At 63.1% G+C, this 14,281-nt stretch carries 14 protein-coding genes; 6 read left to right on the forward strand and 8 right to left on the reverse strand.

The features are described 5' to 3' along the window. Positions 1 to 108: 108 nt before the first annotated feature. The 4 genes from ACNFBR_RS12705 to ACNFBR_RS12720 form a co-directional block, all read right to left on the reverse strand. Positions 109 to 1,767, reverse strand: coding sequence for an ATP-dependent DNA ligase (locus tag ACNFBR_RS12705; RefSeq protein ID WP_416735207.1), 1,659 nt, complete (start codon positions 1,765 to 1,767; stop codon positions 109 to 111). Next, the gene (locus ACNFBR_RS12710) at positions 1,764 to 2,780 is read right to left on the reverse strand and encodes a ligase-associated DNA damage response exonuclease (RefSeq protein WP_416735208.1); all 1,017 of its coding nucleotides are present in this window, start codon (positions 2,778 to 2,780) and stop codon (positions 1,764 to 1,766) included. Before ACNFBR_RS12710 ends, ACNFBR_RS12705 begins: the two co-directional genes overlap by 4 nt. A 382-nt stretch (positions 2,781 to 3,162) precedes the next feature. Continuing rightward, positions 3,163 to 5,604, reverse strand: a complete 2,442-nt coding sequence (locus ACNFBR_RS12715; protein ID WP_416735209.1) for a penicillin acylase family protein — start codon at positions 5,602 to 5,604, stop codon at positions 3,163 to 3,165. Between the two features lie 103 nt (positions 5,605 to 5,707). Next, positions 5,708 to 7,048, reverse strand: coding sequence for a PLP-dependent aminotransferase family protein (locus tag ACNFBR_RS12720; protein WP_416735210.1), 1,341 nt, complete (start codon positions 7,046 to 7,048; stop codon positions 5,708 to 5,710). Positions 7,049 to 7,220: 172 nt separating this feature from the next. On the opposite strand from ACNFBR_RS12720, the gene ACNFBR_RS12725 reads away from it, so the two are divergent. From ACNFBR_RS12725 to ACNFBR_RS12740, 4 genes are read left to right on the forward strand one after another with little or no spacing between them, the layout of a single operon-like run. Next, positions 7,221 to 7,934: a serine O-acetyltransferase gene (locus tag ACNFBR_RS12725; RefSeq protein ID WP_416735211.1), complete on the forward strand. Its 714-nt coding sequence runs from the start codon at positions 7,221 to 7,223 to the stop codon at positions 7,932 to 7,934. Beyond that, complete coding sequence (locus tag ACNFBR_RS12730; protein ID WP_416735212.1) at positions 7,931 to 8,719, forward strand: alanyl-tRNA editing protein; 789 nt, start codon at positions 7,931 to 7,933, stop codon at positions 8,717 to 8,719. Before ACNFBR_RS12725 ends, ACNFBR_RS12730 begins: the two co-directional genes overlap by 4 nt. After that, positions 8,716 to 9,927: an MFS transporter gene (locus tag ACNFBR_RS12735; RefSeq protein ID WP_416735213.1), complete on the forward strand. Its 1,212-nt coding sequence runs from the start codon at positions 8,716 to 8,718 to the stop codon at positions 9,925 to 9,927. Before ACNFBR_RS12730 ends, ACNFBR_RS12735 begins: the two co-directional genes overlap by 4 nt. Then, entirely contained in the window at positions 9,924 to 10,826 is a 903-nt protein-coding gene (locus tag ACNFBR_RS12740; RefSeq protein WP_416735214.1) for a pyridoxal-phosphate dependent enzyme, read from the forward strand. The genes ACNFBR_RS12735 and ACNFBR_RS12740 overlap by 4 nt, the downstream gene beginning before the upstream one ends. A 47-nt stretch (positions 10,827 to 10,873) precedes the next feature. On the opposite strand, the gene ACNFBR_RS12745 is transcribed toward ACNFBR_RS12740, so the two are convergent. From ACNFBR_RS12745 to ACNFBR_RS12760, 4 genes are read right to left on the reverse strand one after another with little or no spacing between them, the layout of a single operon-like run. Then, positions 10,874 to 11,071: an SEC-C metal-binding domain-containing protein gene (locus ACNFBR_RS12745; protein WP_009684590.1), complete on the reverse strand. Its 198-nt coding sequence runs from the start codon at positions 11,069 to 11,071 to the stop codon at positions 10,874 to 10,876. Positions 11,072 to 11,078: 7 nt separating this feature from the next. Continuing rightward, positions 11,079 to 11,555 carry an LEA type 2 family protein gene (locus tag ACNFBR_RS12750; RefSeq protein ID WP_416735215.1) on the reverse strand — a complete coding sequence of 159 codons (477 nt, stop codon included), beginning with the start codon at positions 11,553 to 11,555 and terminating at the stop codon, positions 11,079 to 11,081. Positions 11,556 to 11,557: 2 nt separating this feature from the next. After that, entirely contained in the window at positions 11,558 to 12,034 is a 477-nt protein-coding gene (locus tag ACNFBR_RS12755) for a YchJ family protein (RefSeq protein WP_416735216.1), read from the reverse strand. A gap of 2 nt (positions 12,035 to 12,036) precedes the next feature. Next, a complete protein-coding gene (locus ACNFBR_RS12760) occupies positions 12,037 to 12,531 on the reverse strand; it encodes a DUF6231 family protein (protein ID WP_416735217.1) in 495 nt (164 codons plus the stop codon). A 159-nt stretch (positions 12,532 to 12,690) separates the two neighbouring features. On the opposite strand from ACNFBR_RS12760, the gene ACNFBR_RS12765 reads away from it, so the two are divergent. Both ACNFBR_RS12765 and ACNFBR_RS12770 read left to right on the forward strand, forming a co-directional pair. Beyond that, the gene (locus tag ACNFBR_RS12765) at positions 12,691 to 13,383 is read left to right on the forward strand and encodes an OmpA family protein (protein WP_416735218.1); all 693 of its coding nucleotides are present in this window, start codon (positions 12,691 to 12,693) and stop codon (positions 13,381 to 13,383) included. An 89-nt stretch (positions 13,384 to 13,472) separates the two neighbouring features. Next, a complete protein-coding gene (locus ACNFBR_RS12770; RefSeq protein ID WP_416735219.1) occupies positions 13,473 to 14,192 on the forward strand; it encodes an OmpA family protein in 720 nt (239 codons plus the stop codon). Positions 14,193 to 14,281: the final 89 nt, after the last annotated feature.

Below are 14,281 nucleotides of genomic sequence, written 5' to 3' on the forward strand. Positions count from 1 at the left end.
GTGGTCCTGGCTGCGTGGCGAATACGGTCTGCGACACGGGTTGGCACACAGATAGAAGCATAGTTTTTGGCCTTGCGCCTCCATCCGTGTAGCGCGGTCGCAACTTTTTCAGGCCAGCAAGGCCTGCAGGGTCGCCAAGTCATCTGCCTGTTCCACCGGCTTGTCCAGCCGCCAGCGCAGCATGCGCGGAAAGCGCACGGCAATACCGCTTTTGTGGCGCCGGGACAGAGCGATGCCTTCGAAGCCCAGCTCGAATACCAGCGTTGGTGTCACACTGCGCACTGGGCCGAAGGTTTCCACCGTGGTTTTGCGAATGATCGCGTCGACCTTGCGCATTTCTTCGTCACTGAGCCCGGAATAGGCCTTGGCAAAAGGCACCAGCACCCGCCCAGGCGTGCCTACCGGCGCATCCCATACGGCGAAGGTGTAGTCGCTGTACAGGCTGGCCCGCCGCCCATGGCCACGCTGGGCATAGAGCAACACGGCATCGACGCTGAAGGGGTCGACCTTCCACTTCCACCAGGTACCCATGTCCTTGGTGCGGCCAACGCCGTACAGCGCCTCGCGTTGCTTGAGCATCAGGCCCTCGACGCCCAGGCTGCGCGACCGCTCGCGCTGGCGGGCAAGGTCGGCCCAGTCCGAGCCTGTCAGCAGAGGCGACAACAGTACAGGGGTAAGCGGGTGTTCATCGACCAAGCGTTCCAGTTGCCTGCGGCGTTCGTGCTGTGGTCGGCTGCGCCAGTCTTCGCCCCGCCACTCCAGCAGGTCGTAGGCCTGCAGTACGACGGGTGCATCCTGCAGCAATTTTTTTCCCAGCGTTTTGCGCCCGATGCGCTGCTGTAGCACGGCGAAAGGCTGCACGGCCAGTTCAGCGCCTGAGTCAGCGGGCTTCCGGACGAGAATTTCGCCGTCGACTACCACGCCATCGGGTAGCGTCTGCGCCAGACTGTGCAGTTCGGGGAATCGCTCGGTAACCAGCTCCTCGCCGCGCGACCAGACCCACAGCTGGCCATCGCGCTTGACCACCTGGGCGCGAATGCCGTCCCACTTCCACTCGATTTGCCAGTCGCTTGGGGGGCCGAGCAGGGTATCGAATTGGTCGGTGGAGGCTTGCAGCGGGTGGGCCAGGAAGAATGGGTAGGGTTGGCCGCCACGCTGGCTGTGCTCATCGGCGGTCTCTGGAGCGATCAGCTTCTGGTAGTCGGCCGCCGTGGGGCTATGGCTGATATCGGTGTAACCGACCAGGCGCTGGGCCACGCGCTTGGCGTCCAACCCGGCCAACTGCGCGAGGGCGCGGGTGACCAGCAGCTTTGAAACACCCACGCGAAAACTGCCGGTAATCAGCTTGAGGCACAGCATCAAGCTGGGGCGATCCAGCTGCGCCCAGAGCGTCGGCAGGCGCTGCCGGACGTGCTCGGGTGGCAGCCCGCGCAAGGGCAGCAAGTGCTGTTCCACCCAAGTGGCCAGGCCTTCTTCGCTGTCATCGGCGTGCAGCGGCAACAGCAGCGATAGGGTCTCGGCCAAGTCGCCCACGGCCTGATAGCTTTCTTCGAACAGCCAGTCTGGCAGGCCGGCCTGGGCCGTGGCCATTTCGCGCAGAAGGCGGGTGGGCACCAGCTGCCGTGGGCGCCCGCCGGCCAGAAAGTACACCGCCCAGGCGGCATCTTCAGCGGGGGCCGTGCCGAAGTAGTCGCGCAATGCCTCAAGCTTGGCGTTGCTGGACGTGGTGGCGTCCAGGCGCAGATAAAGCAACGCGAAGGCCTTCATGGCGAAGGTCCGGTATTCGGCGCATCGTCTTCGTCGCCATACTCGGTGACGAAGGCGCGGGCATCCAAGCCTTGTTCGTTGAGGTAGCGCACCAGCACGTTGACCGAACCGTGGGTAACCATCACCCGTTCGGCACCGGTCTGGCCGATGGCCCAGAGCAGGCCGGGCCAGTCGGCGTGGTCGGACAGCACGAACCCTCGGTCCACGCCACGCCGTCTACGGGTGCCGCGTAGCAGCATCCAGCCGCTGGCGAAGGCATCGCTGTAATCGCCGAAGCGGCGCATCCAGCTAGTGCCGCTGGCCGACGGTGGTGCCAGGACCAGCGCCTTGCGCAGCGGTGGGTCGTTGCGCGGAATATCGCCGGCATAGCGGGTTTCCGGCAGATGGATACCGGCGTCCCGATATACCCGGTTGAGCGGCTCGACGGCGCCATGCACGAGGATTGGACCGATGCTGGCATCCAGCCCATGCAAAATCCGCTGGGCCTTGCCGAAGGCATAGCAGAACAGCACGCTGGCCTTGCCCTGTTCGCTGTTGGCCCGCCACCAGGCGTTGATGTCGGCGAAGACCTCGCCTTGGCTGGGCCAGCGGTAGATCGGCAGGCCGAAGGTCGATTCGGTGATGAAGGTGTGGCACGCCACCGGTTCGAAGGCGGTGCAGGTGCCATCTGGCTCTACCTTGTAGTCACCGGATGCGACCCAGACTTCCCCCTGATACTCCAGGCGCACCTGTGCCGAGCCCAGCACGTGCCCGGCAGGGTGCAGGCTCAGGGTCACCCCATGGTGCAACAGGCGCTCGCCGTAGGGCAGGGTCTGCAAATCGATGTCCAGGCCCAGGCGGCTGCGCAGGATACCGGCACCGGGGCTGGCGGTCAGATAATGGCCATTGCCGGCCCGGGCATGGTCACCGTGGCCATGGGTGATCACGGCACGGTCCACGGGCCGCCAGGGGTCGATGTAGAAATCGCCGGGCGGGCAGTACAGGCCTTCGGGGCGGGCGATGACAAGGTCCATGGGCTATGTGCACTGGTTGTGTTACCAGTTAGGAACCGTGGTGGTGGAGGGAAGTTCGGACGGGTTGGGGGGCGGGTGTTGGGCGCAAGGCTGGCAGCGCCTGTAAGATCGAGCGCCGCCCGCGCGGCGCATCGCGAGCAAGCTCGCTCCTACATTTGTTTCGGGCCAGTCATGCCTGTTGGGGCGGCACGCGATCGCCTTGTTTGTACCCTTCGATACCGAGCCATGCACCAAGGCGTTCGCGCTTGCTTGGCTCAGGACTCATTGGCCCGAAAAAATGTAGGAGCGAGCTTGCTCGCGATGCGCCGCGCGGGCGGCGCTCGATTTCGCTGGCGCTGAAAATCTTTTGGTAGCCGCACCCGCGCATCGTTTGATCAATGCCTTACCGACCCGGCACCAAGGTCAAACGCTGGTTGCCATACGCCCTTCCGAAGTTCTGCTGTTGCAGCGGCAGGCTCATGAAGCGCCCTTTGAACCAGGCATCCAGCCCATCGCTGTAATGCGCGCTGGCCGGGTTGCCGGACTGGCCGCTGCTGGTCAGCATCTGCAAGGGTTCGGCCTGGCCGAAGTCGACGATCATCCGCGCCGAGGCTGGCAGGCGGGTGTCGAAGTCGCTGCCCCAGGCGTATGGCGTCAGGGCCAAGGTGCTGAAGTCGCCACCAGCGGCCAGCGGCGAGCGGCTGATGGCATCGCCCAGGCCATGGTAGGCCGGTGCCGGCCAGCGGTACTGGTGCAGCTTGCCCCACTGCCAGGCGCGGCGGTCGGCGCCCAGTTGCGCGATACCGGCATCCATTGCACCTGCCAGGCTGCGGGCGAGGATGGCAGGCTTGTCTTCTTTTTGCGGGGTGTTGCGGTCGTCCCAGAACGGGCTGTCGTCGCGGCCCAGCAGGTGATCGGCCTGCGCCGAGAACGACAACCGCGCATTGCTGACGAACGCCTGCCAGGCTGGGCCGGACTCCGGGCCCAGGTCATCGAGGAAGGTCTGCCGAGCGAATTCCTGAAGGAACAGCTGGTACAGCGCGGCATCTGCCGACACCGGGCTCAGGCGACCATCGAAGGCCTTGAGCCGGGCCAGCGTATCGCGGGCCTTGTCGCGCTGCGCAGCGGGCAGGGCGTCGATCGCTTGCTGCAGTGGCTGGGCCATGCCGGGGGCGTCGAACATCTGCTTGAGCTTGTCGGCCAGCAAGGTTACCTGATCGTTCTGCACGGCCATCAGGCTGCGGCTGTCGTGGCGGCCATTGCCGGCCAACTGCGCCAGGCGTTCGGCGCGTTCGGGGTAGTACCAGGTGCTGGACAGCTGCATGCCATAGCCGCGCGGCAGGCTGCGCTGGTTGGCGTGGCCGATCCAGCCAGCGGGTGGGTCCTGGTCGTACGGGTGCAGCATCGGGTCGGCATAGCCGTCCCAGTCGTAACGTCCGTCCCAGCCCGGCGAGGGCAGCAGGCCCTGGCCTTCGCGGCGATTGGGGTAGCGGCCGCTGACCTGCCAGCCAATATGCTCAGGTTCGGCGAACACGAAGTTGAGGGCAGCAGCAGTGACTTCCCGGGTGCTGTCGAAGGCCCGTTCCACGTTTTTGGCCCGGGTCAGGTCGAACAGTGCATCCAGGCTGCGGTCACCCTTGAACTGCGGCAGGTTCAGTGCCAGGCCCAGGCTGGCGTTGTCTGGCTGGGCCAGCAGGGTGCCGTGGCGGGTGTCATACATCACCTCCCGCAGGGGGCGTTGGCCACGCACGAAGAAGGTTTCGCTACGGGCGCGGGCCGGCAACCATTTGCCATCGGCCAGGTAGCTCAGTTGGTTGCCTTGGCGGCGCAGTTGCTCGATGAACAGGTCCTGGTTGTCGGCCATTACCGCGCTGCTGCTCCAGGCCAGCTTGCCGTTGTAGCCGGCCAGCGCAATCGGCAGGCCCGGCAACGACAGGCCGGCAACCTGGTACTTGCTGGTGTTGATCTGTACCGGGCTCAGGGCCCAGGCGGCACGGCTGTCACTGGCCAGCAGGCTCTTGCCGCTGCGGCTGCGTTGCGGGGCCAGGGCCAGGTTGGCCGAGCCTGGGCTGCCGAGCAAATCGAGGTCGGCCAGCTTCTGGCTGGCAGCGGCCAGGGCTGGCAGCCCCGGCAACTGGCTGGCCAGGTTCAGGCTCTTGAGCTTGTCCACTTCCATTTCGGCCAACGGCTCGTCCGGGGCCCCGGGCAGCAGCCAGGCCAGCTTGTCGCTGCCGGCTTTCTGCGCCAAGGTCAGGGCGCTGAGTTCCTCCTGCAGGTTCACCGATTGGCTGAACGCGTACAGGCAGAAGATCAGCGCCGAGTCTTCGGGCTTCCAGTACTCGGGGCGATAACCACTGTTGGCCAGGCCGGCCGGCAGCTTGTCGCGGTAGCGGAACAGGTAGGCGTTGACCCCGCGCGCGTACACCTCGAAGAAGCGCTTGAGCCGTGGCGACGCGTCGGCGTACTGCTGGGCGGCGCTCTGCTTGAGGTTGGCGGCGCGCATCAGGCGGTCGATATCCAACGCTTCGCTGCCGGCCAGTTCGGCCAGGCGGCCCTGGGCGAGCAGGCGCATGGCGACCATCTGCTCGATGCGGTCGCCGGCGTGCACATAGCCCAAGCTGAACAGCGCATCGTGGAAACTGCTGCTTTCGATCAGGGGCGCGCCCATGGCATTGCGCCGCACCGAAACGTTTTGCGCCAAGCCTTTGAGCGGCTGCACGCCGCTGGTCGGTGGCACGCTGTCCTGGTAGCCGCCCGTCTGGCAGCCGGCCAGCCCGAGCATGCCGAGCAGCGTGGCGGCGGTGGCGAACCGCAGGCGGAAGGGAGGAAAGGCGGGGGCGGCCATGACAAGGGCTCCTGCAAGGCGAGGCTGGTTTGGAAAGGCGCTAAGGTAGTTAGCGCGCAGGCGCCATGCAAGGTCCCAGGTCGGTTTATTTGATTACGCCGGGTCAGACGTCGAAGTGGTCAGCCAGGGTGTCGGAAAAATGCGTGCAGTTGATACGTGCGTAGCGCTGGTAGTCACGGGTGACCGCAAACGCAGAACCGGGCATCAACAGGATCTTGTGTTGCTCCAGTTTGCGCATGAAGGGTTGCAGGTTTGGCAGGTCCGGGTGGTAGACCCAGAGGAACATGCCCCCTTGCGGTGCTATATCGAACTGCCAGCCGCGTTCGAGCAGCAAGCGCTGGGTCTGGACTTGCTGGCGGATCAGGCGCTGCTGCACGTCCTTCATGTGCCGGGCATAGGTGCCATCCGACAGTATGGTGTTGACGAAGCGTTCGCAAAACGCCGGTACGGCGACGCAGGTCAGCAGTTTCAGGCGCGTCAGCGGTTCGATCAGGTCTTGCGAGCAGGCAATGAACCCCACACGCAGCGATGCCGACAGGCATTTGGAGAAGCTGCCGATATAGATAACCCGGTCAAGGTTGTCCAACTCGGCAAAGGTCTGGCGCACGGCGGGGCTGAAGTCGCCATACACATCGTCCTCGACCACGAAGAACTCGTGCTCCACCGCCAGGCGCAGGACGCTGAAGGCGTTATGTGGGCTGATGTTGCTGCCGGTCGGGTTGTGGAAGGTGCTGTTGCAGAAAAACGCTTTGACCTTGTGCGTGGTCAGGTAGCTGCGCATTTCTTCCACGTCGGGCCCGTCCTGGGTCCGCCGAATGCCGACGACGTGCCCACCCGCCAGCTGGATCAGCTTGATCAGGTTGCCGTTGCCCGGTTCGTCGACGAAAACGTGGTCGCCTGGCTTGATCAACAACCGTGCGACCAGGTCCAGGCCTTGGGTGGCACCCAGTGTGGTCAGCAACTGGTTGGGGCGGGCTTCGACACGGGTCAGCCGCTTCATGTGCACGCACAACTGTTTGCGCATGGGCAGGTAACCCTGGATGTCGCCGTACTCTGCCAGTGAGCTTTGTTCCAGCCGCGCCGTGCGCCGAATCGCCTTGGCCAGCAGCTCGGTGTCACGCCACGCAGGGGGCAACCAGCCACTGCCCAGCTTGGTGTAGTGCTGGCCGCCCTGCAGCAGCCGAAACAGCGGATCGCCGGCCATGCACTCGGGCTCGTGGATAACGCTCGCTTGCCGAGCCCGGTTTGCGACGAAGTAGCCTCGGCCGGGTGAGGCCGTCAACACACCTTCGCTGACCAGTTGGGCATAGGCCGATACGACGTCGTGGTAACTGAAATCGACTGCAGCCGTCAGTTTGCGAATGGAGGGCATGCGTTGCCCTGGCAACCACTCGCCTGCATCCAGGCGTTGTTTCAACAGGTGATGAAGGCTGCTGGGGTTCATGGCGAGTCCCAAACCGTTAGAAAAAAAAGCCTAACAGTTAACGGAAATGCTTGTCGACTGTTCGTTTGCAAATGGCCAGTACATGCCACTATCCCCTTGTCGGAACTTTCGGCTGCCAGCAAAGGCGGCACTTTTAGCGTCTGTGCAGACCAGACTACTGGATATCAAGCCCATGCATACTATGGACATGCAATCAGCCGTCATTGCCAGGCTCCCTGTGCTTGACGAACTGGCGTCATTCAAAGTTGTAAAAAACCTTGTGACCTCGGCGTTATTGGAGTGCTGTTCAATCGACGAGTTCGAAGCGCTGAAAGAAACGTTGATTATTGAAAGTGTTACTGAACAGGCTCATGCCGATTTGCAGGCATTTGCCCAGAAAGACCCGGCGGCTGGTCGCGACCTGGTATTCATTGCAAAAACCTATACTTCGTATTCTGCGGTTTTACATTATCGGCTCGCCCATTGGATCTACAGCAATACGGCTTCTACCTACGGTGCTGGCGGCCAGTGCCTGGCCGCCATGATTTCAAGGCGCGGGAAAATGCTCTCCGGTGCGGAAATCCATTTCCGCAGCCGTATCGGTGCGCGCTTCATCATCGATCACGGCATGGGCACCGTCATTGGTGAAACCTCGACCATCGGTGACGATTGCTACGTGCTTGGCGGCGTCACCCTGGGTGCCCGCGGTATCAGTGACAACCCTTCGAGCCCTCGCCACCCGACCCTCGGCAACCGCGTGCAGGTTGGCGCTTTCGCCAGTGTGCTGGGTGCTATCCACGTCGGCGACGGCGCATTCATCGGGCCGGGCTGCATTATTACAAAAGACGTCCCAGCCGCTGCCCGGGTCCAGGTTAAAACATCATTGCAGGTGGTACTTGAATCATGAACGCTCTGAACTATGAAGTTTTACGCAATACCGAGAAACTGTATTACAAAGACCAACACCTGGCGGGTGCGAATACGCAAGTAACCCGGGTCCACAGTGACGGTATCGAGTTGCAAAGTACCGTGGCCTATCCAGAAGGTGGCGGCCAGGAAGCAGACATCGGCACGATTGAACTGCCCATTGGTACCGTACGGTTTATCTGGGTTAAAAAACTCTACGGAAGCCCCATTCGCCTCGAAGGTTTCAAAGGCGGAAAATTGGGCGGCATCATTATTCACAGTGTGCACCCTGATGACCTGCACCTGCTGGATGATGTCACCGCAGGCATGCCGGCGCGGGTCACGATCGATGTCGAACGGCGCGAACGGTTGACGCTGTCTCACAGCGCCAGCCACTTCCTGTACGCCGCCGCCATCGGGCTGCGTGAAGAGTTGAAGCAATGGACCATCGGCTGCCATATCAAAGAGGATTCGGCGCGTTTCGATTTCCTGGTCGAGGACGCCTTCACTGCCGAAGAGGTGGATGAAATCGAACGGCGGGCCAATGAACTGATCGGCTGCGCGGCGCCCATCGAGCATTACCCGGTCCAGGGGTTGGAAGACGCGCGTTTGTGGACCTACAACGGCATCGAAATTCCGTGCGGTGGTACGCACCTCGATTCACCTCGGCGCATCGGTCGCCTGAGCGTCAAGCGCAAACGCTTGGGTAAAGGCAAGGAACGGCTGATCTGCGTATTCCCCGATGCCGAAATCGACCTGACCACCTACCACGAGCATGCACTATGAACAGCACGCTACCGCGGCGCACCTACCTGTATTTCACCGCACAGTCGATCAACCTGACGACTGCCGTCATGTCGGTGACCATGGCGGCCATCGTTGGCGCAGCGCTGGCGCCTGACGCCGCGTGGTCCACGGTACCGTACGGGTTTCAGTTTCTGTGCCTGATGTTGGCAACTTACCCGGTTTCCAGGTTGATGAGCCGCATCGGCCGTAAGAAGGCCTTCATGCTGGGGGCGATTCCCTTGGCGCTGTCTGGTGTAAGCGGCTTCCTGGCAGTGCAGCACCAGCATTTTCCAACCCTGGTACTCAGCCATTCTGCGTTGGGCGTGTACATCGCGTTCGCCAACTTCAACCGCTTCGCCGCCACCGACAATCTTTCCCAGGCCCTGAAGCCCAAGGCCCTTTCACTGGTGGTGGCAGGGGGTGTCATCGCCGCTGTGGTCGGGCCGACACTCACCGAGTGGCTGCGGGACGTGGGCGGTTACCCACTGTTTTCGCTGTGTTATGCCGCGTTCGTCGGCCTGGCGCTGCTGTCACTGCTGATTGCCCTGTGCCTGCCCGACGATGCCGGCACGGCCACAGCGGTCAACCACACAGCCAGGTCGGCCGGCACCCGCACTGAGCCTGCGAGCCCGAGCGTGATGGTGGCAATGGCCGTTGCCGCGCTGGGCTACGGGATCATGAACCTGTTGATGATCCAGGCCTCGATGCACATGAAACACATGCATGAGGACTTCTCGGATGTGCGCCTGGCGATCCAGTGGCATGTGATTGCCATGTTCGCCCCGTCGTTCTTCACCGGTGCCATCATCCAGCGGCTGGGCATCAGGACCACCATCTGCGCGGGCCTGGCCCTGTTGATCGGTTGCTCGGCGTTGAATATCTGGTCGCACAGCTACGCCATGATGACCCTGGCGCTGATTGCCCTCGGCCTGGGGTGGAACCTGACGTATGTAGGCGGCGGTGCCTTGCTCGCCCAGTCGTTGCAAAACAGCCCGGCCGCGATGCAGATGCAGGGCAAGAACGATTTGGCCATCGCCATTTTCGCCACCATCGGCGCATTCAGCCCTTCGCTGTTGCTGAGTTCGGTCGGTTGGGACGGCACCAATGCCATCTGCATGGTCCTTTGCGTGGGGCTGCTGTTTGCCACTGCCGGCCTGCTGCAGAACAAGGCCTGCCTGCATACTTCAATGGAAGGTAGCCGCAAATGAGCGAGCTCATCAGCGTCAGTGATCGCATCTACACCAAGCTGGAAATGAACAACCCAGGCGGTAGCCACAAGTTCCGCGCGGCCCGGCGCATCGTCGAGCATGCCGTGCGCAATGGCGACATCATTCCCGGGGTGACGACCGTCATCGAAAAAACCGGTGGCAGTTTCGGGTTTGGCTTGCTGGCGGCTTGTCACAAGTACCAGGTCGCCGTGGAGCTGGCAGTCGGGCTGAGTTTCAGCCAGACCAAGCGGGACCTGCTGGAGTGCTTCGGTGCCCGTCTGATCGGCAAGGAAATGCTGATGGCCGGTGCCACACCCAAGGATGTGGTGATGCATCACCTGGACAACCAGGCCGCGTTGGGCAAGTCATACTTTTATACCGATCAGTTCAACAACCCGGTGGGTGTCGAAGCCCATCGTTACCAGACAGCCAGCGAGCTGGCCGTGCAACTGACCAACGCCGGGGCCGGGCGGGAGATCCTGTTCGTCGGCTGCGCGGGCACTGGCGCCAGTTTCACCGGTATTACCCTGGGGTTGAAGGACCATGGTTTCGAGGTGTCGACGGTGCTGGTCGACCCCAGCGGTTGCGACTCGAGGGCGGGTGTGTTCGCCGATCATCGCTTCGAAGGCATGGCAGTGGGGGTATGCCCACCGTTCATGGATTGGTCGCTGGTGGACGAACGGGCCCAGGTGCAGCATGCCGAAATGCTGGCCGCGCAGCGCTGGTTCTACATGCAAAGTGGCATTTTCGTCGGCAATACCGCCGCAGCCTGCCTTTCGGTTGCCCAGCGCATGGCCCAACACCCGCGCTATGTCGGGACCACCTTGGTGACCATCGCCTATGACGCCGGCCTGTGGTACCAGGACCTACTGGGGACGAACCGGCGCAAAGCCGCGTAGCACCGCTGTGGGAACGGGCATGTCCGCTCCCACAGAGCGTCAGCCAATCAGGCGCCGTGGCACTTCTTGAACTTCTTCTCGCTGCCGCACGGGCATGGGTCGTTACGGCCAACGTCCTTCAGGGCGTTGCGTACCGGCTCCTGGTGACCGTGGTTGCAGTGCGGGCCGTGCACATGGCCGTGATCATGGTGATGGTCATGGTCGTGGTTGCAGTCAGGGCCATGAACGTGGGGTTGTTGGGACATTGCAGGGTTACTCCGGGATATGATCGCCGGGGATTATCTCACCACTGCGCGATAAGTGCAGGTCCCGATGGATGAGCAGCCCGGTCGCCAGTTCTCCCTGCAGGGAGTAATGCAGCGGCTGCTTGCTTCTCAGCAGCTTGGCCAGGGGTTTGAGGTGCTGCCACAGGTTGGTTCGTGCGGTGATCTTGAAGGTGCGCCTGGCATGCCCGCCCACGCTGCGCCATACGCTGGTTTCATCCTGCACCAGCAGCAGGTCGTTGAGGCGAATTGCGTACGACAGGTTGCGGATGAACAAGCGGCTGTCATTGGGGTTGTCGACCCGCAGGTGCAACACGAATTCCTGTTCCAGCAACCTGGCCTTGACCGTTTCGACCTCGGCCAGGTGCACTTCGGGTTCGCGCCAGTCGTCGCCGCCCCAACTGGCGCAGCCCGTCAGCCATGCCATCAGCGTACCGAGCAGTAGCAGACGGGCGCGGTCGATCATGTTCAGCTCCCTACATAACTGGCGCAGCATTTCTTGAATTTCTGCCCGCTGGCGCAGGGACAAGGGTCGTTGCGCCCAGCCTTCAGCCCGACCGTGGGGTCGATGAAGTACCAGCGCCCGGCATGCTGTACGAATGCCGAGCGCTCGCGGTGCTGGTGATCGCCTTCCTGGTCGTGCCAGCGTGCGGTGAAGGTGACAAAGCCGTGTTCCGGCTGGCCGCCCAGCACTTCTGCGCTTTCCACCTCCAGGCCCAGCCAGGTGCTCTGGGCGCTCCAGGCTGCCATGGCGGCACGGTCCAGGTCGGCCTGCTGGGCCGGCAGGGTGGTGGCCACCAGGTAGTCGACCAGGCCCAGCACGTAGGCACTGTAGCGTGAGCGCATCAGCGCCTGGGCATCCGGTGCCGAGGTACCAGCGTGGTAATGCCCGCAGCAGGCGTCAAGCAGGTTGCCACTGCCACAAGGGCAGACCGAGACACTCATCTTCACCACCAGTACTTGCCGAAGTTTTCAGGGTTGGCCCAGAACCTGGCGTTGAGCCAGTCCGGGACCTGCTTGTAGTCATGTAGATCATAGGTGAACAGGCTCAAAACCTGCTGGTCACGGCAGAATTTCTCGCTGGCCGACAAGGCCAGGGCGAAAAAGTCGGTGTCCTGCCAACCGCAGGCGGCCAGGTCGGCCAGCACGGCAACCCGGCTGGCATTGAGGTTGCGAATGCCACCGAGCAGCTCCAGGCCGGTACGCTTGGGCAGGTGCTCCAGGCAGTCCACCAGAACCGCCAGGTCAAACCGTTGGGCGGCCAGTTCACTCGGCAACGGCCCTGGGGCTGCGCTGGCAATGGTTACCTGCGGGTGCGCCTGGGCGAAGGCGTCCAGCGCCGGGAAGCGCGTGCCGACCAGCAGCAGGCGTTGCGGGGTGAAGCGCTCCAGCAGTGCGGCCAAAGCCTGCTGTGGGGTGCGTTGGGAAAAACCGTCGGTCATTGCCAGTCCTCGTTCAAGTCGTCCAAGACTAGCGGGCCGCAGCGTGCGGGCAAAGGGGCATATGACCACGTCGTGGCTTATTGCTGGCAGGGATGGAATGGGCGGTCTTTACTCCCAGAGATCGGCCTTATGCCGATTCCCCCTAGGAGAAGCAATGAAATGAGCATAGTACGCACAGCGTTACCCCTGGTACTGCTCACCAGTGTGTTGACTGGTTGTGCAGGTTTGCAAAAAACCGACTGGCCGAAGTGTGCCGCCGTCGGGGGTGTAGGCGGCGCCGCCCTGGGCGCCATCGAGAGTTCCAGCTGGGCTGGCTGGGGCGCGTTGCTGGGCGGTGGCCTGGCGGCGGGCTATTGCTGGGCCCATGGCGATGGCGACGAGGATGGCGACGGCGTGCCGGACAGCCGTGACAAGTGCCCAGGCACCCCGCGTGGCGTGCAGGTCGATGCCAACGGATGCCCGCCTGAGCCGGCAGCAGTGGTCGAGGAAGTGGTGGTGCAGAAGGAAGAAGTCATCGTCATCCGCGATGTGCACTTCGAGTTCGATTCTGCGCGCCTGACTGCCAGCGACAAAGAGCGCCTCAATACCATTGCCACGCGCCTGAAGCAGGAAGCGCCATCCGCTCGGTTGAGTGTCAGCGGCCATACCGACAGTGTCGGCTCCGACAGCTACAACCAGAAACTGTCCGAGCGCCGCGCCCACTCGGTGACCGATTACCTGGTCGAGAGCGGTGTACCGCGCAGCAGCTTCGTTTCGGTGGTCGGTGCCGGTGAAACCCAACCTGTGGCTGACAATGCCACGGCCGAAGGGCGGGCCATGAACCGTCGTACCGAGATCAAGATCCAGCGGTAAAACGGCGTGCGCCCGTGCCTTGAGCAGTGGCACGGGCGCGTCTTCATGCCGGTCAGCCGTTCGTGGCCAATGACACAGGAGCATTCAGCATGAGTGTGACGTCGAAGGCGGCATTGCCGCTGTTGGTGGCTGCCAGCCTGCTCGCGGGCTGCGCCACGCACAGCGATGGCAGCGCGCCCCTCAACCAAAGGACCTGGCCCATCTGCAGCCTGCTGGGCGGCTTGGTCGGTGGTGGCCTGGGTGCCATCGAAAGTTCTACCTGGGCCGCTGGTGGTGGTGCCCTGGGCGCCATCGCCGGTGGGCTGATCTGCTACGCCCAGGACGGTGACGAAGACGGCGACGGTATTTTCGACCGCCGCGACTACTGCCCTGATACCCCGGCCAATACAGCGGTCGACCACATGGGCTGCCCGTTGAAGGAGTACCCGGCAGCGGCACCTGCCACTGCGCCTGAACCCTCGCCCGAGGTGATCATCCTCGATGACAATGGCGCGGTGATGTTCGCCTTCGATTCCGCCGATCTGACGCCGGCGGCTCAGCAGCGCTTGCAAGGCCTGGTGGCGAAACTCAATTCACCGACCGTGGCCAAGGTCCGTGTGATCGGGCACACCGACAACGTGGGCTCCGACAGCTACAACCAGGCGCTTTCCGAACGCCGCGCCAGCAGTGTGGCCGAGTACCTGATTGGCCAGGGCCTGGAGGCCGGCAAGGTCACCAGCCAGGGCCGTGGCGAAAGCGAGCCGGTCACCGACAACGAAACCGAAGAGGGCCGCGCGCGCAACCGACGGGTGGAGCTGCACCTCAACTGAGCGGTGCTGGCGCCTGCCTTGGCATTGCAGTTAATGTGGGGCGCACGGCCCGCTCGATCGGGCCGTCTCGACATAACAACAATCGATAG

The organism is Pseudomonas sp. NY11955 (assembly GCF_048068035.1).
Lineage (GTDB): Bacteria > Pseudomonadota > Gammaproteobacteria > Pseudomonadales > Pseudomonadaceae > Aquipseudomonas.

What these genes read in the sequence shown, in the direction of transcription:
- ACNFBR_RS12705 (WP_416735207.1), bottom strand. Translation starts at nt 1,767, where the DNA reads ATGAAGGCCTTCGCGTTGCTTTATCTGCGCCTGGACGCCACCACGTCC.
- ACNFBR_RS12710 (WP_416735208.1), bottom strand. Translation starts at nt 2,780, where the DNA reads ATGGACCTTGTCATCGCCCGCCCCGAAGGCCTGTACTGCCCGCCCGGC.
- ACNFBR_RS12715 (WP_416735209.1), bottom strand. Translation starts at nt 5,604, where the DNA reads ATGGCCGCCCCCGCCTTTCCTCCCTTCCGCCTGCGGTTCGCCACCGCC.
- ACNFBR_RS12720 (WP_416735210.1), bottom strand. Translation starts at nt 7,048, where the DNA reads ATGAACCCCAGCAGCCTTCATCACCTGTTGAAACAACGCCTGGATGCA.
- ACNFBR_RS12725 (WP_416735211.1), top strand. Translation starts at nt 7,221, where the DNA reads ATGCATACTATGGACATGCAATCAGCCGTCATTGCCAGGCTCCCTGTG.
- ACNFBR_RS12730 (WP_416735212.1), top strand. Translation starts at nt 7,931, where the DNA reads ATGAACGCTCTGAACTATGAAGTTTTACGCAATACCGAGAAACTGTAT.
- ACNFBR_RS12735 (WP_416735213.1), top strand. Translation starts at nt 8,716, where the DNA reads ATGAACAGCACGCTACCGCGGCGCACCTACCTGTATTTCACCGCACAG.
- ACNFBR_RS12740 (WP_416735214.1), top strand. Translation starts at nt 9,924, where the DNA reads ATGAGCGAGCTCATCAGCGTCAGTGATCGCATCTACACCAAGCTGGAA.
- ACNFBR_RS12745 (WP_009684590.1), bottom strand. Translation starts at nt 11,071, where the DNA reads ATGTCCCAACAACCCCACGTTCATGGCCCTGACTGCAACCACGACCAT.
- ACNFBR_RS12750 (WP_416735215.1), bottom strand. Translation starts at nt 11,555, where the DNA reads ATGATCGACCGCGCCCGTCTGCTACTGCTCGGTACGCTGATGGCATGG.
- ACNFBR_RS12755 (WP_416735216.1), bottom strand. Translation starts at nt 12,034, where the DNA reads ATGAGTGTCTCGGTCTGCCCTTGTGGCAGTGGCAACCTGCTTGACGCC.
- ACNFBR_RS12760 (WP_416735217.1), bottom strand. Translation starts at nt 12,531, where the DNA reads ATGACCGACGGTTTTTCCCAACGCACCCCACAGCAGGCTTTGGCCGCA.
- ACNFBR_RS12765 (WP_416735218.1), top strand. Translation starts at nt 12,691, where the DNA reads ATGAGCATAGTACGCACAGCGTTACCCCTGGTACTGCTCACCAGTGTG.
- ACNFBR_RS12770 (WP_416735219.1), top strand. Translation starts at nt 13,473, where the DNA reads ATGAGTGTGACGTCGAAGGCGGCATTGCCGCTGTTGGTGGCTGCCAGC.